The sequence below is a fragment of the Hydrotalea sp. genome, from assembly GCF_049968455.1.
Classification (GTDB): Bacteria; Bacteroidota; Bacteroidia; order Chitinophagales; family Chitinophagaceae; genus Hydrotalea.
Map to the genome: position 1 here is coordinate 31,290 of NZ_JBMFQT010000007.1, position 24,660 is coordinate 55,949.

24 protein-coding genes are annotated in these 24,660 nt (G+C 36.7%); 8 read left to right on the plus strand and 16 right to left on the minus strand.

Annotated features, from left to right (window positions below; all coding sequences use genetic code 11):
- Positions 1–258: 258 nt before the first annotated feature.
- The 13 genes from ACP5P5_RS06620 to ACP5P5_RS06680 form a co-directional block, all read right to left on the minus strand.
- On the minus strand, positions 259–1,809 hold the full coding sequence (locus tag ACP5P5_RS06620) for a M28 family peptidase (RefSeq protein WP_428285317.1): 1,551 nt from the start codon (positions 1,807–1,809) through the stop codon (positions 259–261).
- 153 nt (positions 1,810–1,962) lie between these two features.
- A complete protein-coding gene (tatC, locus tag ACP5P5_RS06625; protein WP_428285318.1) occupies positions 1,963–2,820 on the minus strand; it encodes a twin-arginine translocase subunit TatC in 858 nt (285 codons plus the stop codon).
- A 114-nt stretch (positions 2,821–2,934) separates the two neighbouring features.
- Positions 2,935–4,206: a hemolysin family protein gene (locus ACP5P5_RS06630; protein ID WP_428285319.1), complete on the minus strand. Its 1,272-nt coding sequence runs from the start codon at positions 4,204–4,206 to the stop codon at positions 2,935–2,937.
- 95 nt (positions 4,207–4,301) lie between these two features.
- Complete coding sequence (locus ACP5P5_RS06635) at positions 4,302–5,027, minus strand: FKBP-type peptidyl-prolyl cis-trans isomerase (protein ID WP_428285320.1); 726 nt, start codon at positions 5,025–5,027, stop codon at positions 4,302–4,304.
- Positions 5,028–5,159: 132 nt separating this feature from the next.
- Complete coding sequence (argH, locus tag ACP5P5_RS06640) at positions 5,160–6,506, minus strand: argininosuccinate lyase (protein WP_428285321.1); 1,347 nt, start codon at positions 6,504–6,506, stop codon at positions 5,160–5,162.
- 32 nt (positions 6,507–6,538) lie between these two features.
- Complete coding sequence (locus tag ACP5P5_RS06645) at positions 6,539–7,639, minus strand: M20 family metallo-hydrolase (RefSeq protein ID WP_428285322.1); 1,101 nt, start codon at positions 7,637–7,639, stop codon at positions 6,539–6,541.
- 11 nt (positions 7,640–7,650) lie between these two features.
- Positions 7,651–8,439: an acetylglutamate kinase gene (gene argB, locus ACP5P5_RS06650; RefSeq protein WP_428285323.1), complete on the minus strand. Its 789-nt coding sequence runs from the start codon at positions 8,437–8,439 to the stop codon at positions 7,651–7,653.
- A complete protein-coding gene (locus ACP5P5_RS06655) occupies positions 8,439–9,443 on the minus strand; it encodes an acetylornithine carbamoyltransferase (protein ID WP_428285324.1) in 1,005 nt (334 codons plus the stop codon). The genes argB and ACP5P5_RS06655 overlap by 1 nt, the downstream gene beginning before the upstream one ends.
- 29 nt (positions 9,444–9,472) lie before the next feature.
- Entirely contained in the window at positions 9,473–10,645 is a 1,173-nt protein-coding gene (locus tag ACP5P5_RS06660) for an aspartate aminotransferase family protein (RefSeq protein WP_428285325.1), read from the minus strand.
- A gap of 31 nt (positions 10,646–10,676) precedes the next feature.
- On the minus strand, positions 10,677–11,660 hold the full coding sequence (gene argC, locus ACP5P5_RS06665; RefSeq protein ID WP_428285326.1) for an N-acetyl-gamma-glutamyl-phosphate reductase: 984 nt from the start codon (positions 11,658–11,660) through the stop codon (positions 10,677–10,679).
- A gap of 1 nt (position 11,661) precedes the next feature.
- The gene (locus ACP5P5_RS06670) at positions 11,662–12,855 is read right to left on the minus strand and encodes an argininosuccinate synthase (protein ID WP_428285327.1); all 1,194 of its coding nucleotides are present in this window, start codon (positions 12,853–12,855) and stop codon (positions 11,662–11,664) included.
- A gap of 20 nt (positions 12,856–12,875) precedes the next feature.
- Positions 12,876–13,586, minus strand: a complete 711-nt coding sequence (locus ACP5P5_RS06675; RefSeq protein ID WP_428285328.1) for a GNAT family N-acetyltransferase — start codon at positions 13,584–13,586, stop codon at positions 12,876–12,878.
- A 424-nt stretch (positions 13,587–14,010) separates the two neighbouring features.
- Positions 14,011–16,830 carry an outer membrane beta-barrel protein gene (locus ACP5P5_RS06680; protein WP_428285329.1) on the minus strand — a complete coding sequence of 940 codons (2,820 nt, stop codon included), beginning with the start codon at positions 16,828–16,830 and terminating at the stop codon, positions 14,011–14,013.
- 273 nt (positions 16,831–17,103) lie between these two features.
- On the opposite strand from ACP5P5_RS06680, the gene ACP5P5_RS06685 reads away from it, so the two are divergent.
- From ACP5P5_RS06685 to ACP5P5_RS06720, 8 genes are all read left to right on the plus strand, one after another.
- A complete protein-coding gene (locus ACP5P5_RS06685) occupies positions 17,104–17,532 on the plus strand; it encodes a PepSY-like domain-containing protein (protein WP_428285330.1) in 429 nt (142 codons plus the stop codon).
- A gap of 325 nt (positions 17,533–17,857) precedes the next feature.
- Positions 17,858–18,274, plus strand: coding sequence for a hypothetical protein (locus ACP5P5_RS06690; protein WP_428285331.1), 417 nt, complete (start codon positions 17,858–17,860; stop codon positions 18,272–18,274).
- A gap of 327 nt (positions 18,275–18,601) precedes the next feature.
- Positions 18,602–20,038 (plus strand): NADP-dependent isocitrate dehydrogenase, encoded by a 1,437-nt coding sequence (locus ACP5P5_RS06695; RefSeq protein WP_428285332.1) that lies wholly within the window; start codon positions 18,602–18,604, stop codon positions 20,036–20,038.
- 26 nt (positions 20,039–20,064) lie between these two features.
- Positions 20,065–20,307 carry a hypothetical protein gene (locus tag ACP5P5_RS06700; RefSeq protein WP_428285333.1) on the plus strand — a complete coding sequence of 81 codons (243 nt, stop codon included), beginning with the start codon at positions 20,065–20,067 and terminating at the stop codon, positions 20,305–20,307.
- Positions 20,307–20,492 carry a hypothetical protein gene (locus ACP5P5_RS06705; protein WP_428285334.1) on the plus strand — a complete coding sequence of 62 codons (186 nt, stop codon included), beginning with the start codon at positions 20,307–20,309 and terminating at the stop codon, positions 20,490–20,492. The genes ACP5P5_RS06700 and ACP5P5_RS06705 overlap by 1 nt, the downstream gene beginning before the upstream one ends.
- Positions 20,476–20,757, plus strand: a complete 282-nt coding sequence (locus ACP5P5_RS06710; protein WP_428285335.1) for a hypothetical protein — start codon at positions 20,476–20,478, stop codon at positions 20,755–20,757. The genes ACP5P5_RS06705 and ACP5P5_RS06710 overlap by 17 nt, the downstream gene beginning before the upstream one ends.
- Positions 20,741–21,595, plus strand: coding sequence for a DUF6671 family protein (locus tag ACP5P5_RS06715; RefSeq protein ID WP_428285336.1), 855 nt, complete (start codon positions 20,741–20,743; stop codon positions 21,593–21,595). The genes ACP5P5_RS06710 and ACP5P5_RS06715 overlap by 17 nt, the downstream gene beginning before the upstream one ends.
- Before the next feature lie 9 nt (positions 21,596–21,604).
- Positions 21,605–22,570, plus strand: a complete 966-nt coding sequence (locus tag ACP5P5_RS06720; RefSeq protein WP_428285337.1) for an L-threonylcarbamoyladenylate synthase — start codon at positions 21,605–21,607, stop codon at positions 22,568–22,570.
- A gap of 4 nt (positions 22,571–22,574) precedes the next feature.
- Here the strand turns inward: ACP5P5_RS06720 and ACP5P5_RS06725 are convergent, their stop codons facing one another.
- From ACP5P5_RS06725 to ACP5P5_RS06735, 3 genes are read right to left on the minus strand one after another with little or no spacing between them, the layout of a single operon-like run.
- Positions 22,575–23,681, minus strand: a complete 1,107-nt coding sequence (locus ACP5P5_RS06725; protein ID WP_428285338.1) for an FAD-binding domain-containing protein — start codon at positions 23,679–23,681, stop codon at positions 22,575–22,577.
- The gene (locus ACP5P5_RS06730; RefSeq protein ID WP_428285339.1) at positions 23,681–23,950 is read right to left on the minus strand and encodes a TIGR03643 family protein; all 270 of its coding nucleotides are present in this window, start codon (positions 23,948–23,950) and stop codon (positions 23,681–23,683) included. Before ACP5P5_RS06730 ends, ACP5P5_RS06725 begins: the two co-directional genes overlap by 1 nt.
- Complete coding sequence (locus ACP5P5_RS06735; protein WP_428285340.1) at positions 23,947–24,423, minus strand: flavin reductase family protein; 477 nt, start codon at positions 24,421–24,423, stop codon at positions 23,947–23,949. The genes ACP5P5_RS06730 and ACP5P5_RS06735 overlap by 4 nt, the downstream gene beginning before the upstream one ends.
- Positions 24,424–24,660 lie beyond the last annotated feature (237 nt).

The window sequence follows — 24,660 nt, forward strand, 5'->3', positions numbered from 1 at the left end:
CTACTATTGTACTTTCGTTGCGTCGCACACTTGTACTGCAACCATACTATTCAACTAAGGCAGTATACTAAAATGGGGGCTTACAATTACTAGAATTCCTCCATAGCTTAAGTTGTTTCATTAAAACAGCAGCTACATGCTATTTTTGGGTATTAAATATTTCTATTACTACGATTCAGTTTTATAATCCATATTCCCTAATTAACAAACCCCATACCAAACGGTATGGGGTTGTTGTATATAGCAAAACAAAACTAATTAACGGGCATTGGGCATATTCAAGGGTTTGTCGCGTAACAACATATTGCTACGATTGGCCATTTCCCATGCGGTATAAAATATCATTTGTGCTCTTTTGCTCATCAAATCAAAATTAATTTTATCAACAGTATCGGTTGGCTTATGATAATCGGCCAACAACATACCATCGTAAAAGAATAAAATAGGTACCCCTTTTTTCGCAAAATTATAGTGGTCGCTACGGTAGTAAATACGATTAGGATCTTGTGGATCATCATACTTATAATCTAAATTCAGGCCGACATATTTTTTATTGGCAGCTTCATTAATAATGGGTAATTCGCTGCTTAATTTGTCGTGACCTATTACATAAACATAATTTAAGGTGTCATCACTTTTGCGTTCGGTATCTATACGGCCAATCATATCGGTGTTTAAGTCAACGGAAGTTTTGTCCAAAGGAAAGATGGGATGTTCAGAATAATATTCACTGCCCCATAAGCCTTTCTCTTCCCCACTCACTGTCATGAAAACAATGGTACGGTGGGGTTTATACCCTTTTTTGGCAGCAGCACTAAAGGCTTCAGCCATTTGTAATACTGCTGTTGTGCCTGAGCCATCATCATCGGCACCATAATATATTTTACCGTCGTGCTTACCTAAGTGGTCGTAGTGTGCAGTTAAAAATACATATTCATCTTTTTTATCAGTACCCGGTAAAATAGCAATTACATTGCTGCTTTGTAGTTCATTGGTTTTTTTGTGCATGGCTATTTGTACATCGGCTGTATAGGTACCCGGATTAATTGCCGATAAATCATTCCAATTTAAAGGGGCTGTTCTTCCTAATAATGCAGAGGCCATTGCTGTAGAAATAGTAGCATTGATAAAGGGTTTTCCTTCATTGGCTTTTAAGTACATATTACCCATTTTTGAAACAGGCTTTTCTTTTGGGTATTCTTTTGATACCAACAAAATACCTGCTGCCCCTAAGCGGCGAGCAGCCATTACTTTTGCATACATACCAAAAGGATTAAAGCGGTTGTTGGGTGCATTAATTTTTTCCATTAAATCTTTGGGTGCTCCTTCCAATACTACTACCAATTTACCGGCAACATCTAAACCTTTATATTGATTAATGCCAGCTTTTTCATCAACAATACCATAGCCGGCAAATACTACTTGTTGGTAATTAAATTGGCCATCTTGTAGTGCATTGATAGAAAAATTATAATCTTTATCCCAGCTATAGCTTACACCATTAATGCGGAATTGTTCACCGGTTAATTCGTCCTGATAAACGGGGTAGTATTGCTGATAGCTGTTGCCATTGCCGGGCTTTAAACCGAATTTTTTAAATTCGCTTTCAATATAAGCGGCGGCTTTTTTTTGACCGGGAGTAGCGGTTTCGCGGCCTTCCATTTCATCACTGGCTAAAATGGTTAATTTCTCTTTTAAAGCTGTGGGCGTAATAAGCTGTGCAAATTTTTGGGCAGCATCTTCGCCGGTCTGCGCCTGTAATTGCCATGTGGCAAACAACACAGCCACGAGTAACATTTTCTTCCTCATGTGTAATTGGTTTTAGTAATACAAATTAAAACATTCATGTACGTGAAAGTTGGCAGACTAATGTACGGCCAACTTACCTATAAAGGTTTCGAAATTACGAAGCGATTAACTGAAATTAGGAAAGAATTACACTAATGGTAGAACTGTTATTTTTTATCCCCATTCTTCTTTTTCGCGTTTTTGTTCTTGTTTATATACTTTGGCGGCTACCAAAATACTTAATTCATAAAGCGACATAAGGGGTACAAATACAATCATCATACTCATCCAGTCAGGACTTGGTGTAATGAATGCGGCAATGGTTAGCAAAATTACAATGGCATATCGCCTGCTGCGGCGCATAAACATGGGGGTTAATAAGCCAATACGGGTAAGTACAAAAGTAATTACCGGTAATTCAAATGCCAGCCCACAGCCTAATATGATATTGGTTAAATTTTCTAAATAATCAGTTAATGTAGGCCGGGTTTCTAACATTGATAGGGTACCTAATTTGAAATTTGCTAAAAAATTAAATGTATAGGGACCTAGTAAAAAGAATCCAAAAGCAGCACCTAAAAAGAAGAAAAAGGACACCCAGAAAATGGCAAATCGGGTATTTTTGAGTTCTTTGGGGGTTAATGCGGGTTTAATGAAACGCCATAGTTCCCAAAATACGTAGGGGGCCGATACTATAGCACCCATTGTAAAAGCAAGCGTAATACTTCCTAAAAACTGACCGCCAAAACTAGTGGTTTGCATGTTTACCTGAACCGGTGGAAGTGTTAAACCATCGCCCATGCCTAACCAGTGGCTAACTTTATACAAAACCCGGTAGGTAATGAAGTTAGGGTTAATTGGACCGGTTATAATATTGTCGAATACCCAGTTGCGGTAAATAAAAATTACAATACTACTAATGAATATAACCAATACGCTACGGATAATATGCATTCTTAAAGCATCCAAATGATCTATAAAGGTCATTTCTGCAGTTTCCGTATTTTCTTTTTTTCTGCGAAATTTTGCCATTGCTGGTGTTTATACATTCAATTTGCGCAAAGTTAAAGGGATGAAGGCAGCAAAAACGCAAAAATCTCTATTTAACAAATTAAGGCCGGTAAAGGCGTTCATTTGCGACCTAATTTATTCTAGTATTTTTAATTTTACCATATCAATGCGGGTTTCACTCACATTCAGCACATCAAATTGGTAGGGGCCTATAATAATTCTTTCCTTGGGTTTAGGAATGGTGCTATGCTTATTAATAATAAAACCACTTAATGTTTCTGATTCTTCATCATTAAATTCTAAATGATATTTTTCATTTAAATAATCTAATTCCAAACGCCCGCTTAATAAATATTCTTTTTCCGCTATTTGTTTTTCAACCAATTCTTCTGTGTCGTATTCATCTTTTATTTCACCAAAAATTTCTTCTAACACATCTTCTAATGTTACTATTCCTGCTGTACCGCCAAATTCATCCACCACCCATGCAATTGTTTTGCGTTCTTTCGAAAATTTACTAATGAGGTCAGTAGCACTCATGGTTTCCGGTACGGTGGGTATAGGCAATAAAATATCTTTGATGGAAGTGGGTTTTTTAAATAAATCTAACTGGTGTATATAACCTAAAATATTATCAATGGAATCTTCATACACAATTAGTTTACTCAATTTGGTTTGAATATATTTTTCTCTCACTTCTTCCATAGGGGTATTTATTTCTACTGCTTCAATTTCAGTTCTGGGCACTAAACACTGGCGAATTTTTACCATGGGTAAGCTCAATGCATTTTCAAATAATTCATTATTTACTTCTGCATTTTCTTCATCATTGTCTTTATTTTGTTGATAAAGATGTTCTAAATCTACTTTACTAAAAACTTCACTTTTGTCTTTTATAGGAACATTAAAAATGTATTTTAAAATCCATTGTGAAATACCTACAAAAAATAATGCTAATGGCTGAAAAATGTTATGAAAGAATTTGGCCAGTGGGGCAAATACTATTAATAAACTATCATTTCGGGCTCTGAAAATGGCTTTGGGAATAAACTCGCCAAATATTAAAACAATTAATGTGGAAAGCAAAGTGTTGAAAACTAGTTTTAGATAACTGTTCTCAATATCGAAGAAGCGTTTAAAAAAATTCCAGATACTAGAGTTTAGCAATTCATCGAATAACAAACCATAGGCAACTAAAAATAAATTGGTGCCAATTAAGCAGGTGCCAATAAATTGTGTGGGCTTTTCTAAAAACTTAGCTACTATAATTCCCCCGTTCCTTCCTTGCTTCTTTTTTAATTCAATGCTTAAGCGATTGGCACTTAAAAAGGCAATTTCATAACCTGCAAAATAGCCAATGAATAAAAGCGTAACAATTAACCAAATAAACGTGTACAATTCATTCATACCCAACGAAAATAATAAATATTGGGCATATTTGTTCAGTTAAAACTGCAATACAGTTTCCTTTTTAATGGTAAGTTTAGAGTAAATTTTTTATTTTAATGTTGAATACCCAATAGTTCAACTGTAAAGACAAGTGTAGCACCGGGCCCAATTTTATCGCCTGCTCCGCGGTTACCATAGGCTAAGTCAGAAGGTAAATAAATTTTCCATTTACTGCCTACCGTCATTAATTGTAAAGCTTCCTGCCAACCTTTTATCACACCATTTAAAGGAAATGTTGCAGGCTCACCTCTATCAACTGAACTATCAAATACAGTTCCATCAATAAGGGTTCCATGATAATGGCAGGTAACTTTATCGTTCAAAGTGGGTTTAGTAGTATCGGTACCTGCTTTTAAAACTTCATATTGTAAGCCATCAGGCAAGGTAACTACACCTGGGCGTTTGCCATTGGCTTCTAAAAATTTTTTTCCTGCAGCAATATTTTCCTGTGTTTTCAATTCCTGCATTTTGGCTGCATAAGCGGTAATGATATTCATTACTTGTGCATCCGTTAATGCTACTTTTTGCTTTTGGGTAATTTCTTTTAATCCTTTTACAAACAATTCCGTGTTGATGTTTGAAAGATTTTGCGCTACTAATGATTGGCCAACACTAATACCCAACGCATAGCTTGCAGAATCTTTTTCGGTTTTCAATAATTGTGGTGCATGTGTTGGTGTTGGTTTAGCAGTAGTGTGTGTAGTAGTAGTTTTTTTAGTTTGTGCTTGTAAGCTAATAACTGCTAACAGTAGAGTTAAAGAAAGAAATAATTTATTCATATACAGCAAAATGGTTAATAGTAGAAAATGATTATTTAATTGTTTAATGTTTTTATTTGATGCACAATGATAAGTAAGAAATTTGAATTAGGCTTTAAAATAGGTGTCTGTATTGTTAAAAATTCTCTGTAATTATTCATTTTTAGCCGATGCCAATAATTGTTCAATGGCAGTGGCGGCTTTATTAAACTCAAACCCTTTTAAAGTTGATTGCATTTGTTGTTGTATTTGTTGATTGCATAAATTTCCAATACTGCCTTCGTGTGTGTGATGCAAGTTGGTACTATAGGTGAAATTACCTGATTCTATTTGTAAACCAATTTGTTTGTATGCATCGCGAAAGGGGATACCTTGCAATACCAGTTTATTCACTTCTTCTACGCTAAACAGATAACGATATTTTTCATCTTGAATAATATTTTCTTTTATTTCAATGTTTTCTAACATTAAACCTGCCATTTCTAAACACTGGCGAAGTGTGGTAAAAGCAGGAAATAAATGTTCTTTTAATAACTGTAAATCGCGGTGATAGCCAGATGGTAAATTGGTGGTTTGTAACATTATTTCATTGGGCAATGCTTTTATGCGATTGCAATGTGAACGAATTAATTCAAATACATCAGGGTTTTTTTTGTGCGGCATAATACTGCTGCCGGTTGTTAATTGCGCAGGAAAAGAAACAAAGCTAAAATTTTGATTTAGGTATAAGCACATATCCATACTCAACTTTGCTAAAGTATCGGCAACATTGGCCAATGCTTGTGCAGTAATACGTTCTGCCTTACCCCGCCCCATTTGTGCATATACTACATTATAATTTAAATCATCAAAACCCAATAACTGTGTGGTAAGTGTTCTATTAATAGGGAAAGATGAGCCATAACCGGCAGCACTGCCTAATGGGTTTTTATTGACAACTTTATAAGCAGCTTGTAAGGTAATACAATCGTCAACCAAACTTTCGGCATAAGCACCAAACCAAAGCCCAAAAGAAGAAGGCATGGCTAATTGCAAATGGGTATAGCCGGGTAATAAATAATTTTTGTATTGTTCACTTAGTTGCTGTAACAGGTTGAAAAACTTTTCAATGGCATAGGTGGTTTGTGTTATTTCGTGACGCAAAAAAAGTTTAATATCAACCAATACCTGATCGTTTCTACTTCTGGCACTATGAATTTTTTTACCTATATCACCTAACTTCTCCGTTAATAATAATTCTATTTGTGAATGAATGTCTTCTACGTCATCGGCTAAATGAAATTCTCCGTTACTAATTTTATGATAAATGTGGTATAATTCTTTTTTCAATAACACAGCTTCATTTTGTTCCAAAAGGTTTACTGAAGCCAACATGGTAATATGTGCCAATGAGCCTAACACATCAAATGGGGCTAAGTAAAGGTCCATTTGGCGGTCGTTGCCAACAGTAAACTGTTCAACTTCCTTTAATGCATCGCTATTTTTTTGCCAAAGTTTCATAGTTTAAATATTCGGAAGGTGATGAATGATTTTTAGGAAGGGTTGGGTAATAAAATTTTATTGAGTAATTCAATGTATAATGCTATGCCGTTAGTAATTTCATCTATATATACAAATTCATCAGCACTATGGCTTCTGGCACTATCACCCGGGCCCATTTTTAAAGCAGGGAAGGGCATTAATGCTTTATCGCTGGTAGTAGGTGAGCCGTAGCTTTTTCTTCCCAAACTAGTTCCGGCTTGTATTAATGGATGGTTGGTGGCAATACCGGTAGATCGTAAACGACAACTGCGTGGTTGAAATTGGCTTTGAATGTTTTGCTGAATAGTCGATAAAATTTCTTCGAATGTGTACAATTCATTTACTCGAATGTCAACCACAAAATGGCATTGTGCCGGAACAACATTGTGTTGTTTATTATCGGTATGTATAACGGTAACACTCATTTTAACCGGCCCTAGTAAGTTGCTTACTTTAGGGAATTGGTATTGCGAAAACCAGGCAATATCTTTCATTGCCTTTAAAATGGCATTGTCGCCTTCTTCCCTGGCTGCGTGGCCTGGTTTTCCTTGAGCCGTGCAATCAATTACCAACAAGCCTTTTTCTGCAATAGCCATATCCATTAATGTAGGTTCTCCCACTATTGCGCAATCTATTTTAGGTAGCCGGGGTAATAAAATTTCAACACCATTACTACCTGATATTTCCTCTTCGGCAGTGGCGGCAATAATTAAATTGTAAGCCAAGTTGGGTTGTTCGTAAAAATGTAAGAAGGTAGCTATTAATGAAACCAAGCATCCACCGGCATCATTGCTTCCTAATCCGTATAATTTTCCATCTTTAACAATAGGTTCAAATGGTGGTAATGTATAAGCTTTATTGGGCTTTACAGTATCGTGGTGCGAGTTGAGTAGAATGGTGGGCTTTTCCGGATTGAAATACTTATTTTTTGCCCACACATTATTTAAGTATTGATGCGTGCTAACACCTTTACTGTCCAGAAATGTTTGAATAATTTCTGCCGTCTCTTCTTCCTCTTTACTAAAAGAAGGTGTAGCAATTAGCTTTTTTAATAAGTTAATGGCATCGTTTGATAAATTTGTTACCGTTGTTTCCTTTTGGTTGGTGTGCATAAAGAATTTTTTTAGTTGCCCGAAACCAGGGTTGTACCTGCCTTCCCTTGTAACAAATCGGGTAAAACGTTTGCTTGGCCAATAATTACACGCTGTACTCCTTTTTGTAATGCAGCAAATGCATTTTCTAGTTTAGGCAGCATGCCATCTGCAATAATTCTCTGTGCTTTTAATTGTGCAAATTGTTGTAATGTAATAGTATTAATTACCGATGCTTCATTATTTACATCCATTAATACTCCGGCTTTTTCAAATGAATACAGCAAAGTTACTGCATAATGTGCAGCTAATGAAGTTGCTAAAACCGAAGCAATCGTATCGGCATTGGTATTTAATAATTGTCCTTGTAAGTTATGCGTTATAGGGGCAATAACGAGTGTGTAGCTATTATTCAATAACTGCTGAATCAATGAAATATTTACACCATCCACATCGCCTACATAACCATAGTTAATGGTAGGGTGTACGCGTTGGTGCGCTTGTATTAAATTGCCGTCTGCGCCTGATAGTCCAACGGCATTGCATTGCTGTTGTTGTAATTGTGCAACAATATTTTTATTAATGTAACCGGCATATACCATGGTTACAATTTTTAAAGTTTCCGCATCGGTAATTCTGCGGCCATCTACTAGTTGTTGTGGTATTTGTAGTTGTGTTGCCATTTTAGTGGCCAGTTTTCCACCTCCATGTACCAATATTTTTTTACCCGGAATTGTTGCAAACAGCTGCAAGAACTGCTGCAATTGGCTATCATTATCAATAATATTGCCACCCACTTTTACTATGGTTAAATTTTCCATTAGCTTTTCTTCATGGTTTTAATAATATTGGCCAGTACAGCCTGTGCAGCCCAAACGCGGTTACCGGCTTCGGTAGTAATAAGGCTATTAGGGCCATCTAAAATTTCATCACTCAATTCTACATTTCTTCTAACAGGTAAGCAGTGCAATACTTTTGCATTGTTGGTTAATGCCAGCGTTTCGTTGGTCAACATCCAGGCCGGATCATTTTCATATACCTTTCCATAATCGTTGTACGTACTCCAGTTTTTTACATACACATAATCGGCATCTTTTAGTGCTTCTGCCTGATTATGTGTAATGGTAGCACCCTTTGTAAATTGTTCATCTAATGCATAATCTTCCGGATGTGTAATTACAAAATCGGCTTCACCCCAGGCATTTACCCATTGCGCAAAACTATTGGCTACACATTGCGGTAAAGCTTTTACATGCGGCGCCCATGTTAATACCACTTTAGGCTTTTTATGTACGGTAGCTGCTTTGTGTAACCGATTTTCCTGAATAGTTATAATATCGGTAAGCGATTGTAATGGATGCAACGTAGCACTTTCTAAACTAATTACCGGTACACCGGCATATTTTATGAATTGCTGTATATACAATTCACTGTAATCATCCGCTCTGTTTTTTAATGAGGGGAATGTACGTATTGCCAAAATATCAAAATAGCTTCCTAAAATAGGGGCAGCATCTTTTATGTGTTCTACCGTACTCCCACTCATAATAGCGCCTTCTTCAAACTCTAATGCCCAACCTTCTTTGTCAACATTAAACACAATAGTTTCCATACCTAAGTTGGCTGCAGCCACCTGGGTACTGAGTCGTGTACGTAAGCTGGGGTTCAAGAATAGCATACCCAAGCGTAAATGATTGCCTAATGTTTTATCTTTTAAAGGATTGGCTTTATAGGACAATGCTTCATTCACCAATTGGTTAATAGCGTTGTTTATGTTCCCGTTATTGGGGGTTAAAACATCATAAACACTAATAAACTGTTTCATGTTGTAGTATTAAGGAAGTGATGAACACTTTATGGTTTTACAGATACTTGATTGCTCGCTTCTGCTTTAACTGCATCAATTGCCTCACGTAAGGTTTCTAAAAACTCATCGGCTTGTTTGCGTGTTAATGCTAATGACGGTAGTAAACGAATGGTGTTAGGCTTTGCTTCTCCCGTAAATATTTTATAATCAAAAATGAGCGTTTTGCGCAATGATTTTAAGTTTTCAGGAACATCAAAGCCAATCATTAATCCACGACCTCTTACATTACTTAGCTCCGGAAATTCTTTCAACTTATTCATGATATACATACCCCGTTGCTTAGCCATTTCAATTAAATTATCTTGTTCTATCACTTCCAAAACGGCTAATGCTGCGGCACAGGCTAAAGGGTTTCCCCCGAATGTGGTTCCTAACATACCATGCTTAGCAGGGATATGTGGGGCGATCAACATGCCGGCAACGGGAAAACCGTTACCCATGCCTTTCGCCATAGTATAGATATCTGCCTGAACATTGGCATAATCATGTGAAAAGAATTTGCCACTGCGGCCATATCCGCATTGCACACTATCTGCAATAAACAAGGCATTGTATTGGTCGCATTGTTGGCGGATACATTGTAAAAATGCTTCTGAAGCTATCTGAATACCACCCACGCCTTGAATACCTTCTACTATTACAGCAGCTATTGAATGTCCATTCGCTGCAAAATATTGTTCCAGTGCCGCAACATCATTGAAAGGAAGAAAAGCTACATTGTTTGTTTCATTGACGGGTGCAACAATGGCAGGATTATCGGTTGCCGCTACAGCAAGGGAGGTACGCCCGTGAAAGGATTTAGAGAAAGCTACAATTTTTTTTCTTCCGGTATGAAAGGAGGCCAGCTTCAACGCATTCTCATTGGCTTCGGCGCCACTGTTGCATAGAAATAACTGATAGTCGTTCTTTCCGCTAACAGCGCCTAATTTGTCGGCTAATTGCTGTTGTATGGGTAAGTGAACAGAGTTGGAATAGAATGCAATTTTCTCTAACTGGTCTTCAATTCGTTTTACCCAATGTGGGTGCGTATGGCCAATGCTAATTACTGCATGTCCGCCATACATGTCTAAATATTGTACCCCATTACCATCCCACACATAAGCACCCGAAGCTCGGGTAATAGCAATATCGTATAAGGGATAAACATCAAAAAGTTTCATGGTTAGTTGCTTTAGTGGTGAAAATTCATGTTTAAAAAGCGCTTGCTTTTAATTGCAGACCGGCTGCTTCGGGTAGTCCAAACATTAAATTCATGTTTTGCACTGCTTGTCCCGATGCGCCTTTCAGCAAATTATCTAATGCGCTATGTATTACCAGCTTATTTCCTTGTTTTTCTAAATGCAGTAAACATTTATTGGTGTTTACTACCTGTTTTAAATCAATCATGCTATTGCTAACATGTGTAAATGCAGCATCCTTGTAATACTGTTGGTACATTTCTTTCAGCTCATTTAAAGGGAAAGCGCAATCAATCATAGAACTTACAAAAATGCCTCGGGTAAAATCACCTCGCCAGGGTATAAAGTGAATGGCTATGCCATCATTTTCCTGTAACTGTTCAAGGGTTTGACCAATTTCGTACAGGTGTTGGTGCTGTAAGGTTTTGTAAGCAGAAATATTATTAGCCCGCCAGCTAAAATGCGTAGTGGCTGAAGGAGCTTGCCCTGCGCCGGTAGAACCTGTGATGCCGGTAGTGAAAATATCGCCTAAAATACCTGCATTGGCTAAGGGCAATAAACCTAATTCAATGGTAGTAGCAAAACAGCCGGGGTTAGCAATATTGTTTGCGGTTTGAATGGCCGTTTTATTTAACTCCGGTAAACCGTAAATAAATGAACGGTTACCTATTGACGATGTTTGTTTTAAACGAAAATCTTGTGAAAGGTCAATAATTTTAATGTGGCTTTCAATAGTATTTTCTTCTAAAAATTTTTTAGCCCCGCCATGCCCTACACATAAAAAATAAACATCCGCATCCGTAAGCAAAGTGTTGGTAAATATCAGGTCCGTATCTCCAATTAAATCGGTATGTACGGTACTTACCTTTTGTTGTGCATGGCTGTTACTATGCACAAAATGAATGTGTGCATAAGGATGTTGCAACAGTAGTCGTATTAATTCGCCACCTGTATAGCCGGCACCACCAATAATACCTACTTTTATTTTACTGTGCATGTTATTGCTCTTTTACTTTATGAAAAATAGCTACCTGGTTCCCAAATATTTTACTAAAGCCTCTTACATCTTCTCCGGTAAAACCTGTATTCATTTCGCCGTATTTACCAAACTTGCTGTTCATTAAATCATAAGGCGATTCAATGCCAATTATTTGGAAGCGATAGGGGAGCAATTGCACAAATACTTTACCCGTTACCTGTTGTTGGCTATCGGTTAAAAATGCTTCTATATTCCGCATTACTGGATCTAAAATTTGACCTTCATGTAGCCAGTTGCCATAAAATGCAGCCAGTTGATCTTTCCAACTCAGTTGCCATTTGGTTAACACATGTTTTTCTAAAGCATGGTGCGCTTTTAAAATTACCATAGGTGCTGCAGCTTCAAAGCCCACTCTGCCTTTAATACCAATAATGGTATCGCCAACATGTATATCGCGACCAATGCCGAATGGTGAAGCAATATGTTGTAAATACTTAATGGCATCAGTAGGATGCGTAAAGGTGGTTCCGTTAACAGTGTATAATTCGCCTTTTACAAATCCAAGTTCTACTTCTTCGGCTTGTGTTTTAGTAACTTGTGTAGGCCAGGCTTCTTCCGGTAAAATACCCTTACTGTTTAAGGTTTCTTTACCACCTACACTGGTTCCCCAAAGCCCTTTATTAATAGAATACATGCTTTTTTCAAAATTCATTTGTACATGCTTTTGCTTCAGGTAATCTATTTCGGCTTCGCGGCTTAATTGTAAATCACGGATAGGGGTAATAATTTCTATGCCCGGAATCATAATATGAAATATCATATCAAAACGTACCTGGTCGTTTCCGGCACCTGTACTTCCATGGGCAACGGCATCGGCTTGTAGTTGTTGTGCATGTTGTGCAATGTGTAAAGCCTGGCTTAATCGCTCAGCGCTAACGCTTAACGGATAAGTATTGTTTTTTAAAACATTTCCAAAAATCAGGTATTTAATAATGGTATCGTAATAACTGTGTACCGCGTTTACGGTAGTATGTGTTTTTACACCCAGGTTATAAGCATGGGCTTCAATTCGTTTTAATTCATCTTCTGTAAATCCGCCGGTATCTACAATAATGCTGTGTACTTCATAGCCTTTGTCTTCGCTAAGATACTTCACACAAAACGAGGTGTCTAAACCACCACTAAATCCTAAAACAACTTTTTTGGTCTTCATGTTTTACAGTGTTGAAAAGGTTAAAAGGGGAAAAAATCATGAAACAGGCTTTTGCTTTTAGTAGGTTGCCCGTTGGTTTCTTTTCTTTTAAATATTTTGCTGAAACTAATTTGTTTTAAACGCAACAAGCGTTCATAAACTTTACGTTTCTTTTCAAAGTTGGCTGTTGTTTCTTTGGGTGAATGTTTGTCTTTAGGATCGAATAGCATGGCTGTACACATACAATTTTTTCTTTCCTTACTCATTAAAATATCATAGTTTACGCAGCTTTTACAGCCTGCCCAAAACTCTTCATCATCGGTTAATTCGCTATAAGTAACAGGCTCATAACCTAGTTCACTATTAATTTTCATTACAGCAAGGCCGGTAGTTAAACCAAAAATTTTGGCATCAGGATACTTCTCTCTTGACAGCTGAAAAATTTGTTGTTTAATATTTCTTGCCACCCCTGTTTTTCTAAATTCGGGTGAAACAATTAAACCGCTATTGGCTACAAACTTTCCATGGCTCCATTCTTCAATATAACAAAAGCCCACCCATTGCCCGGTTTTTGTAACGGCAATAACAGCTTTGCCTTCCAACATTTTGTTAGCCACGTATTCCGGAGAACGTTTGGCAATACCGGTTCCACGAGCTTTAGCCGAAGCCTCCATTTCGGTTGTAATGCGCAATGCATAGTGTGTGTCTAAATGATTGGCAATGCGTACAATAATTTCTTGTTGATTTTCCACTTCAGGTTCAAAATTTTAATGCAAGTTTTGAAAATAGCAATCAGGCCTGTAGTAGGCCATTATACCCAAAAGGGTTAGGTATTTGAGGAAATATTAGATACGAGGTCGTCGTAATAAAAAACGGAAGTTGTTGTTAACCAATGCAGCGGCCCGGCTCATTTGTAAAGAGCGGATAATGTTGCTGTGTGTAAATGTTGCCTGCTGTTTCAATGTTAAAGGGTATAAATTTGGTCAACTCTAATTTCAGGACGTAAAAGTAATATAGTTTCTAAATAAAAAACATTTTTCGATAAAAATTTATCGTTAATTCCCCAAAAAAATTTTTTGTATTAAAAATGCCGCTTATAAAAGTAAGCGGCATCAGCAATCTTATTGTTTAAAATGTAGTAATAACAAGGGTTTTGCGTAATGTTAAAACTAACAACTATTCGTTTCTAAAGTTCCGCATTCCGCCGCCAAAACCACCGGGGCCCATTCCACGGAACATGCCTTGAAACATTCCCGGCATTCTTTGTTGCTGCCCCGCAAAATTGCGTAGGTTGTAAGTAAATGTTAACATTACATATCGTGTTAATACATTACTGCGTACATCTTGAATGGTGTTGGCAGTAATGTTACGTGTTACGTTGGTATTTTGATTCAATAAATCAAATATTGATAATCTAAATTCTCCCGATTTGTTTTTGAATACCTGCTTGGCAACACTGGGCGACCATAATGGTACACTGGTATTGTATCCGGCAGCACGATTGCCATTATAGGTATAATCGAAATTAGAAGCTACAATCCAACCTGATTTGCTGTACCAGGTTATTTCTGCTGAAAGTGTTTCTGTATAGAAATTGGCATTTTGATTGGCTTGCAATGTATAACGTGCAATATTATAAGTTGTAGTTGAACTAAAGTTCATATCAAATATCTTCTTCAAATTAGTGGTCCATTTAATAGTTTGCCCTAAGGTAGTGTTATAGGTAAAATTGCTAACGTTATTAACCAGTGTTTGGCTTTGACTATAATTGATGTTGGTAGTGAAATTTAAATTGGATTTGGGTTTATTCAAAGCAAAACCATAATTGAAGTAACCGGAAAGATTATAGGTGCCACTTAAGTTAGCATAAGTAGTGGTTTTGCCACCATTCGGATTTTGGGTGATGGAACTTTGAATATCGTTAACCGTTGCCGATGCATTAATGGTAGCAAATATTACACGTTGAGTAGTTGGGTCGAACGAAGTGTATAATGCCCTTAAACTATGCGTAAACTGAGGTTTTAAATCGGGGTTTCCAATTTGAAAATTAATAGAATCAGAAGTTGTTTTTAAAGGTTGTAATTGGGTAACAGAAGGTTGGCCTGTTCTACCCATATAAAAAATTCGCAGATTTTGTGTGCGTGAAAAACTGTACATGAAGTTGGCTGTGGGTGTTACATTAATAAAATGCGTATTCACCAAAATGCTTTTTGTGGTGTTTAAACTATTTTGATCTAGCCATTGCACACCCGAACCTACGCTAAAACGCATTTTTTCTTTTTGCATTCTATAGTTTAAAGTTAAACGGTTAGAGTGTGAGGTGAACTTGTACGAGTTACTAAATAAACTATCAAACTGTAAAAATTCGTGGGCATTATTATCGTAATTATAAGTTTTGTTTACACTATTGTTGCTGCTGTAGCTATAGTTGTAATTAATTTCAATAATTTGATTTTTGCCAATAGGTTCTGTGTACGATAAAGTTGGGCTAATGGTAAAATTGTTACTTGAGTCAATATAACGTTGATTAATAGTATCTGTTTTCACAAACGGCACATAGAAGTTGTTAACAGCGTACGTATAGCCAATACCGTTATTAGCGCCTGCACTTACATTAATGTTGGCAGAGAAGGTGCGCGATTTTTTGGCAAACTTGTGTCTGAAAATAAAATTGGCGTTATTGATATTAAAACCGGTGTTGGTGCTATTGCCTGTACTTACGGATTGGTTAATTTGTTTGCCGCCAAGTCCGCCTGTTGTTAAGGTAGTGGATGAACTATTGGGTGAACTATTTTGAAAAACGATGTTGGGTCGAAATACTATTGAATTACTGGTATCTAAAGTACTTTCAATATTCATATTAATTTGATGGTCGCGATTGCGGGATATGCTGTAATTATTTTGGTTATTGAAAGTAGAAGAATCGCCCGGTAACAAGTTCTGTGTTAAACTTTGTTGGTCGTTGGTAGTGTGTAACTGGTTGTAAAAATAGCTGGCAGTAATGTCCGTGTTTTTACCCCAAGTATCTTTATAATTACCACCACCGGCCCATGTAGTTGTAATACCCGTTGCATTCGTACCTGCCGTTCCACCACGTGGAGGACCACCGCCTCTTCTACCACCGGTGTTGCCACCCAATATATCTTGCGGTGTAAAATTTTGTTTATTAATATCATTGGCTTGGCCAAGTAATGAAATTTGTTGGTCACCATCAAACCGATGCATATTAAAGCTCTCATCATAATTTTCATCCGTGCCAATGCCACCTACTGCTCTGCCAAAGTAACCTTTGCGGGTATTTTTTTTCGTGGTAATATTAATAGTTTTCACTCTGTTACCATCATCAAACCCTGTGAATTTGCTTTGGTCGCTCAAATCATCAAACACTTGTATTTTATCAATGATGTCGGGGGGTAAATTTTTGGTAGCCATTTTAGGGTCATCCCCAAAAAAACGTTTACCGTCAACCAATACTCGTTGAACGGTTTCGCCTTGTGCTTTAATAGCACCGGTATTATCTACATCAACGCCGGGTAATTTTTTCAATAAATCTTCCGCGGTAGCATTGGGTTTAACACTATAGCTACCGGCATTAAATTCTACAGTATCTTTTTTAACGGCAATAGGGGGCTGTTTAACCGTAACATTTCCTAAATCTTTTGCCTGTACAATCATGTAAATGGTATCTAAATTCACACTTGTTTTAGTTGTACTTAGGGTAATGGTTTTAAAATAAGGAGCATAGCCCTGAAAGCTAACTTGTAATATAACAGTAGTAAGGGGTACATTTCTTAAAACAAAATTTCCGCCTGCACCTGAAAGAGAAGACACTTCTACGGAGGAGTCCTTGCTATTCAAAGCCATTACCGATGCATCACGCAATACTTGTTGCCCGATTGTATCTTTTATAATGCCACGTATCGTGCCTGAATTTTGTGAAAAGCCATCAATATGGTTAATTATTAAAATAAAAAAAATAAGTAATACTTTATTCATACTCTTTTGTTCTCAGTTTATTCAATGAAAGATAGATAGTTCATCAGTGAGTTAAAAAAGGTAATCGGTAGAGGCTCATTAAAATAGGGCAAACACTATTTACTCTTTGTTTCCTTTATTGGTTGCACCATTATTTATTGCTCATTGATAGCACTTTAGGGTTGGACAATTTTTTATTTTTTTAACAAATTAGAGATATGTACTTCAGTTTTGCTTCATAATTGGCGTGCAGTTTTGCTTTATTAAATTCATTTACTAAAAAAATTAAACAGTATGAAAAAGTTAATGGGATTTTTAGCTGCAACCATTTTATTTACCGGAGTGGTTAGTGCACAAAAGTTAAAAGCAGATCAAGTACCTGCGGCAGTTAAAGCAGCATTCGCTAAACATTTTCCCAATGTAACTGCTAAATGGGAAAAAGAAGACACTCACTATGAAGCAGGCTTCCATCAAAATGGTAAAGAAATGAGTGCATTATTTGATGCCAATGGAAATTTAACAGAAACGGAGGTAGCCATTAAGGTATCAGAATTACCTGCTGCCGTGCACCAGTACATTCAAAAAAATTATCCGGGTGCTAAAGTTAAAGAGGCATCTATTATTACTTTGGCCGATGGTACAAAACATTATGAAGCAGAAGTAAATGGACAAGATTTAATTTTTGATGCCAACGGCAACTTTATAAAGGCTGTAAAAGCGTAAATATTCCCCTATAACAATCCAATACAAAGGATGCCCATTTTTATAATGTAGGCATCCTTTTGTTTATGGATACCGGGCTCAATTTTTAAGGTAGAGTGGTTGTTACTGCATGGTATTTTTGTTGCTAATGGCTACCTACATGCTCCCATACAACTACCTATCAACAGCGTTGCGTAACGCTGTTGACCCGAAGCTGTCTCGAAGAAGCTTCGAATAGGGACAAAATGCAATAGGGTATTTCATACTTTATTATGATTTATTCTCACTACAAAAAAAATAGGCAGCAAAATACTTACTTCGCTACTCTTAAGATGAAATTGACATTATGAAAAAATGGATACTTTTTATGGGTGCCTTCTTCATGATTGCAGTAGCTTGTAAAAAAAGCAATGACACTAACCCTGCTTTCATCGGTGCCTGGCAATGGCAATATTCTGTTGGGGGAATTAATGTTCAAACAATTAGTCCGGGAACTGCCACGGTAGTTATTCAATTTAAAAGTGACTCAACTTATCGCATACTTCGGAATGATACATTAGTGGATAATGGGAGTTTTCAAATACATGATAATTCGAATGGTCAACCCATTTTAAAACTAATAGGAATCGTAAATACGCCTATTTTTTCTATGCCCAACGGGCTTTCGTTTGTAATACAAAATAATCAATTGATAGCGGAAGATTATTTAGTGGCAGATGGGTTTAAGCACTATTTTAAACGGTATACCTACTTTGAGTTATAATTGAATGCTTTCAATTATCATGCACCGCATGATAATTATATCCATGCACATTGTCAACTATTGTTTGCTATTTACGCAAAAAATTATCTGCAATTATCAATATATCCGCACTGTTCATTAATCAGGTAATAGGTGTAAATAATTACATTTTTGTACTACTTCCGTTTTGTTTTTATTTGGTTATTTTTTGTTATCTAAATTCCTGTTATAAGTAAGGGGTTTTAAGTAAGTCATAATAATATTTTATGTTTTTCATTAAAAACTTAAATAAAATATTATGATTGAAGTACTTCATTTTTGCACTGCAAATAACAAAACATAACCACTATGACAAGAATTACCGTTGCAAAGGGCGATGGCATAGGCCCGGAAATTATGGATGCCACTTTAAAAATTATTTTGGCAGCCGATGCAAAAATTGAAATGGATTTTATTGAGGTTGGTGAGAAAGTTTATCTGGCAGGTAACACCGCAGGTATAGCTCCGGAAGCATGGGATATAATTCGCCGGAACAAAGTTTTTTTAAAAGCCCCTATTACAACGCCACAAGGTGGTGGTTACAAAAGTTTGAATGTAACTACGCGGAAATTTTTAGGATTATATGCCAATGTGCGTCCATGTGTAAGCTTGCATCCTTTTGTAAGTACAAAGCATCCGCAAATGGATGTGGTAATTGTTCGTGAAAATGAAGAAGATTTATACGCCGGCATTGAGCACCAGCAAACCAATGAAGTGGTGCAGTGTTTAAAACTAATCAGCAGGCCCGGTTGCGAAAAAATTGTTCGCTATGCTTTTGAATATGCCAAACAACAAGGCAGAAAGAAAGTTACTTGTTTTACCAAGGATAATATTATGAAACAAACCGATGGTTTATTCCATCAGGTATTTGATGAAATTGCGAAAGAATATCCTACCATTGAAAACGAACATTGGATTATTGATATTGGTGCCGCTAAAATGGCCGATACACCGGAAGCTTTTGATGTAATTGTAATGCCCAACTTATATGGCGATGTATTAAGCGATGTGGCAGCACAAATTGCGGGTTCTGTAGGTTTAGCAGGCTCTGCAAATATTGGCGAAGAGTGTGCTATGTTTGAAGCCATACATGGCTCAGCACCCAGAAGAGCCGGTCAAAATTTAGCTAACCCATCGGGCTTGCTGCAAGGTGCTATTATGATGTTGAATCATATTGGCCAAACCGATGTAGCTGAAAAAGTACAGAATGCCTGGTTAACTACTATTGAAGAGGGTATACACACTTACGATATTTACAAAGAAGGGGTCAGCAAACAAAAAGTAGGTACCAGTCAGTTTGCCGATGCCGTAATTGATAACCTGGGTAAAACACCTAAAATTTTAAAAGCAGTTAGTTACGCCAATAGTGCTACGTTACATCTTCCGCCTTATCAACGTAAAGCACCTGCAGAAAAAATGTTGGTAGGTGTGGATGTGTTTGTTGACTGGCAGGGAACAGACCCCAATACATTAGCCGAATTACTTCAAAAAATTGAAATGAATGGGGTGCAATTAACCATGATTACCAATAGGGGTATTAAAGTATGGCCCAATGGTTTTAAAGAAACATTTTGTACCGACCACTGGCGTTGCCGCTTCAAACCTACTGCCGGTAATAGTTTCAGTAAAGAAAATATTATTCAATTGTTGCAAAATGCAGTACAGCAAAAAATTGATGTTATTAAAACAGAAAACTTGTACGCATTTAACGGTAAAGATGCTTATTCATTAGGGCAAGGACAATAATTCAATCACTCAATAAATGTCAAATTATGCAAATACAATTAATACAAGGTGAATTTAATAGCCATGAAGCACTTGAGTTGATAAGCAAAATGATTCAAACTAAAATTGCTTATCATGAAAATAAAATCAGCAATCATTTAAATGAAGAGGATATTAAATATCGCGAAACAAAAATTAAGTTTCTTCAAAATGAATTAATGCAGGTGCGTAATGCCCTCATTAATGCCAATAAAAATGTAGTGCTGAATGCCAATTTACAAATTGCATAATGTTTTTACAGAATAATATATTGGCTGTTCTATACTTATTACTTGCCGGAGTAAGTGTTTATTTGGCTTTTGTTACTAACGATGTATTATACACCGCATGTTATAAAGCATTAGCCTTACTGGCACTTATTTCGGCTATTAAAATCTTAACGAATAAAATTACCGGCAATGGAAAATACTTTTAAGTTGATTGATGGTACGTTTAAGGCAGAGGAAGCCAAAGAGTTGTTAACCAATTTGTATTCTGATAAAATTCAATTTCACAGTAGAAAAAGCTTTAGTATGCAGGAGCGATTTGGACACGCCGACGAGGCTTCATTGAAACGCATTCCTGAGTTAAAAAAAACATTGAATGATATATGTACTATGTTGAATGAATTACAGAATAGCACGGTTACTTTACATATTCAATCCAATATTGTTATTAAAGCTCATGAAGAAAGTAAATGATTATTTTAATGGAAGGGATTTATTAATTGCTACAAAACATGCAAAGGAAAAAGTAATTGCACCTGTTTTTACATCGGCATTACAAGTAAATTGTTTTACATTGCCTAACCTTGATACTGATTTGTTTGGTACATTTACCGGAGAAGTAGAACGGAAAGATGATCCCTTAACCACCGCCCGAAAAAAATGTTTATATGCCATGGAACAGGCCAATTGCGATTTGGCTATTGCAAGTGAAGGTTCATTTGGCCCTCATCCTTCTTTGTATTTTGTTCCTGCTAATGAAGAATGGTTGTTACTCATTGATAAAAAAAATAATTTCGAAATTGTCGTTCGCGAACTTTCTACACAAACCAATTTCTCCAGCAAAACCATTTCCGATAGAAATGATTTAATTGAATTTGCAGGGAATATTGGTTTTCCGGGTCACGGCATTATTTTAAAGCATACACTGCATAATACCTTTACGGTTCAAAAAAACTTTTCCTCTTTACATCATTTGTTGGTTCAATACCATCAAATGATGAATAAGGGGGGCATTATTACTGCTGAAACGGATATGCGTGCCGTGCAAAATCCAACCCGTATGCAGGTTATTGAAAAGGCAGCACAGCAGTTGGTTAAGAAAATTCAATCGGCTTGCCCAGCGTGTGGTGCACCCGGGTATGGTATTGTTGAGGCAAAGGAGGGATTGCCTTGTGCCTGGTGTTCAACACCTACACATGTAACAATGAGTTATGTGTATGCCTGCCATCAGTGTCATTTTCAGGAAGAAAAACTTTATCCGCATGGAAAACCTTTGGCCGAACCAATGTATTGCGATATTTGCAATCCATAAGCGGTTTATATGATAACAACCAATATTGATCTGGCAAAAGCCACATTAATGCAAAATGATGTGGTGGCTATACCCACTGAAACGGTATATGGATTAGCAGGAAATGCCTTTAGCGAAACAGCGGTAAAAAAAATATTTGCTTTAAAAAAGCGGCCCTTGTACAATCCCTTAATTGTGCATATTGGTTCGGCTGAGCAATTGCAGGAAATAGCGCTTGAAATACCTACAATGGCTATGCAACTGGCTAAAGCTTTTTGGCCGGGTCCGCTTACCTTGTTGTTAAAAAAACAGAGCAGCATTCCTGATTTGGTTACTGCCGGCAGTACTATGGTGGCTGTACGCATGCCTAATCACCCGTTAACATTGCAGCTATTGCAAGCATTACCCTTTCCTTTAGTGGCACCCAGTGCTAATCCGTTCACTAGTATTAGTCCTACCAATGCCTTGCATGTTTATCAATATTTTAAAGAAGAAGTGCCCGTTATATTAGATGGTGGTGCTTGCAGTAAAGGGGTAGAATCAACTATTGTAGGATTTGATGAAAAAGGACCTATTCTTTACCGTTTGGGTGCTTTAGCGGTGGAAGACATTGAGGCAGTAACGCAAATGCCTTTGCGAATTAGGAACAATGCCCAACATAAACGCCCCGATGCGCCGGGTATGCTAGGCCGTCATTATGCGCCGCATACTGTTACTTATTTAACTGATCATGTTGAAGAACTACTGCAACAATTTCAGGGTAAAAAAATTGGGTTGTTACTATGGCAAGAAAAAATTAGTCCCAATAGCCATTACCGTATTCATTATTTATCGGCTAACCAAAATATGGGAGAAGCAGCCAGTAATTTATATGCTTTATTACACGATTTAGATAAACAGCAATTAGATGTAATTATTGCCGAGCGTTTACCCAATGAAGGGTTGGGCAGAACGATTAATGATAGATTACAACGCGCTACCCGGCAAGCTGAATAATGCATTATTGAAATAGCTTTTCTAATCTTGGTGCTATTTTATTCCAATAACTAAAAAATGATGGATAAAATCCATTGATTTCGGGTATCATAAAATCGGCAGCTTCACTTATACCTTTATAATGCTTGTTCAGTGGGTGTTGTTTATAAATAATTTGATGATTGTTACATTGCGCATATAGTTCATTAAAACTGCCTACAAAAATTTGAAGGTTCGGAATATTTTGTGTTAGCTGCAATGCAAACCGTAAACATTGTTCACTAACAGGATATTGTTTAAAAATTTCAGGTTCCAATATAAAAACACGATTGGCTTTTGTTCCTTTCAGCCACAAGGGATCAATGTTGTAGTAGTTATATACAAGGGTAGGTACTTCAGTATTGATTTGCAGCGGAGGCAAGTTATTGGGTAAAGGTGTGTTTAGTTGTAATGCTTCATGTTGGCGTAAAATATCGGGAATTACTTTTAATGGTAACGCATCATAGGTAACATCTAAATATGTATTGGTTTGATGGGTGCCCGTATATTTATTGATGTTTTCCTGATTGGCAACATATTGTTTTTTACTAAATGTACCGGCTATCCATTGCCAGCTTAAGGCATTGCTTGCCCAATCGCCATCTAGTAAATAATAATACATCCATTGTGCAGGTTTTAACCAATGTGTTTGTGCAATATTACAGGCTAATGCTGCCGTGTACATGCGGCAATGGTTATGCATGTAGCCTGTGTTGTATAATTGTTGAATACCATCATCAATGGCAGCTATGCCGGTTTGGGCATTTACAATGGCCTTAGGAATATCAACATGAATAAATGCATGTATGGGGGTGTATATATTTTCATTAATACTTTCGCCTTTCGCTAACCAAACTTGCTGATAATAATCGCGCCAGGCCAGTTCTTGTAACAATACTTTACATTGTTGAAAGCTGTAGTTGCTTTTTATAAGTTGTTGTAAAATAAATTGTGTGCTAATAACTCCTCTGGAAATATAGGGTGATAAATAGGTTACATTGCCATTTAGATAATTTCGCGTAGACGCATAGGCTATGGGGTTGATGGCTGTTACTTTTTTTTCAATTGCTTCAAATTGAGTACTGAATAACATTATCGTTTACTGATTTTATTCAAGGTAATTTGGCGTTGTAAATTGCTTTTAAATCGTAGCATGCCATCGGTTCTTTTCTTGGTGTGTTTGTGACTAATGCCGCTATTCACTCTTTTACGCCATAAGTTAAAACTGCTTCTTTTCAATTCCTTCCGCATTAATTGTATTACTGCTTTTTCATCTAAGCCAAATTGATATTTTATGGCTTCAAAGGGTGTGCGGTCTTCCCAAGCCATTTCAATAATTCTATCAATGCTTGCTGCATTCATATTGTAATAATTTTCTTTTGTGCTAATATTTCAGTAGTTAAAATATTGCGCGAACATGATTTGGCATGTAACACTTTAAATAAAAACAAAACATGGTCGCCCGAAGTGGTAATGGTATTTATTTTTTGTAAGTGAACATAAGCGGCAGCTTCTTTTAGTACGGTTAAATTATTCCATGCTGTTAGCAAGTATTTTTTTTCTAACCATTGTTGCTTACTAAAAGTGCTACCACTTTTTTTCCCTAATGGCCGAACTAAGTAATGTTGCTGGGCATTGAGTAGTTGTAAAACTGCTTCATTGGTTTGCTGCATTCTTTGCAAGGTTTCCGTATGGTTATATATAGCAATCATATACAATTTTGGCTGCATGCTAACAGCCGAAACATACGTGCAAATATTTAGGTTAACAGTACCGTCCCAATAGGTTGCCAAACTATAAACCGGCAAATTGGGTAAATTCCAAGGCCGTTGCATTAGCTAATGAATTGGTTGTATTTAGGAAAAGAAATATGCTGTATTAACCCAAAATCCATTGAAAAGTTCATATTTTGAAAATTTAATTTGTAAAAACGCCTTGTTTTGAATTATTAATACAATGGTTGCATGTTTTATTTTTAAGTTGAAAAATATATATTGAGGGCAATTTTTCGTGATTAAATTAAATAGTACAGACCTACGGCCTAAAGTGCATATATTTTTTTTACTGCTTAT

Bases quoted from the DNA above. Each gene is read 5' to 3' on its own strand.
- ACP5P5_RS06690 (WP_428285331.1), top strand. From the start codon at position 17,858: ATGAAAAAATGGATACTTTTTATGGGTGCCTTCTTCATGATTGCAGTA.
- ACP5P5_RS06685 (WP_428285330.1), top strand. From the start codon at position 17,104: ATGAAAAAGTTAATGGGATTTTTAGCTGCAACCATTTTATTTACCGGA.
- ACP5P5_RS06655 (WP_428285324.1), bottom strand. From the start codon at position 9,443: ATGAAACAGTTTATTAGTGTTTATGATGTTTTAACCCCCAATAACGGG.
- ACP5P5_RS06695 (WP_428285332.1), top strand. From the start codon at position 18,602: ATGACAAGAATTACCGTTGCAAAGGGCGATGGCATAGGCCCGGAAATT.
- ACP5P5_RS06720 (WP_428285337.1), top strand. From the start codon at position 21,605: ATGATAACAACCAATATTGATCTGGCAAAAGCCACATTAATGCAAAAT.
- ACP5P5_RS06735 (WP_428285340.1), bottom strand. From the start codon at position 24,423: ATGCAACGGCCTTGGAATTTACCCAATTTGCCGGTTTATAGTTTGGCA.
- ACP5P5_RS06670 (WP_428285327.1), bottom strand. From the start codon at position 12,855: ATGAAGACCAAAAAAGTTGTTTTAGGATTTAGTGGTGGTTTAGACACC.
- argH (WP_428285321.1), bottom strand. From the start codon at position 6,506: ATGAAACTTTGGCAAAAAAATAGCGATGCATTAAAGGAAGTTGAACAG.
- ACP5P5_RS06730 (WP_428285339.1), bottom strand. From the start codon at position 23,950: ATGAATGCAGCAAGCATTGATAGAATTATTGAAATGGCTTGGGAAGAC.
- ACP5P5_RS06700 (WP_428285333.1), top strand. From the start codon at position 20,065: ATGCAAATACAATTAATACAAGGTGAATTTAATAGCCATGAAGCACTT.
- ACP5P5_RS06630 (WP_428285319.1), bottom strand. From the start codon at position 4,206: ATGAATGAATTGTACACGTTTATTTGGTTAATTGTTACGCTTTTATTC.
- ACP5P5_RS06680 (WP_428285329.1), bottom strand. From the start codon at position 16,830: ATGAATAAAGTATTACTTATTTTTTTTATTTTAATAATTAACCATATT.
- ACP5P5_RS06660 (WP_428285325.1), bottom strand. From the start codon at position 10,645: ATGAAACTTTTTGATGTTTATCCCTTATACGATATTGCTATTACCCGA.
- ACP5P5_RS06645 (WP_428285322.1), bottom strand. From the start codon at position 7,639: ATGCACACCAACCAAAAGGAAACAACGGTAACAAATTTATCAAACGAT.
- ACP5P5_RS06705 (WP_428285334.1), top strand. From the start codon at position 20,307: ATGTTTTTACAGAATAATATATTGGCTGTTCTATACTTATTACTTGCC.
- ACP5P5_RS06725 (WP_428285338.1), bottom strand. From the start codon at position 23,681: ATGTTATTCAGTACTCAATTTGAAGCAATTGAAAAAAAAGTAACAGCC.
- ACP5P5_RS06635 (WP_428285320.1), bottom strand. From the start codon at position 5,027: ATGAATAAATTATTTCTTTCTTTAACTCTACTGTTAGCAGTTATTAGC.
- ACP5P5_RS06710 (WP_428285335.1), top strand. From the start codon at position 20,476: ATGGAAAATACTTTTAAGTTGATTGATGGTACGTTTAAGGCAGAGGAA.
- ACP5P5_RS06620 (WP_428285317.1), bottom strand. From the start codon at position 1,809: ATGAGGAAGAAAATGTTACTCGTGGCTGTGTTGTTTGCCACATGGCAA.
- argC (WP_428285326.1), bottom strand. From the start codon at position 11,660: ATGCACAGTAAAATAAAAGTAGGTATTATTGGTGGTGCCGGCTATACA.
- ACP5P5_RS06715 (WP_428285336.1), top strand. From the start codon at position 20,741: ATGAAGAAAGTAAATGATTATTTTAATGGAAGGGATTTATTAATTGCT.
- tatC (WP_428285318.1), bottom strand. From the start codon at position 2,820: ATGGCAAAATTTCGCAGAAAAAAAGAAAATACGGAAACTGCAGAAATG.
- argB (WP_428285323.1), bottom strand. From the start codon at position 8,439: ATGGAAAATTTAACCATAGTAAAAGTGGGTGGCAATATTATTGATAAT.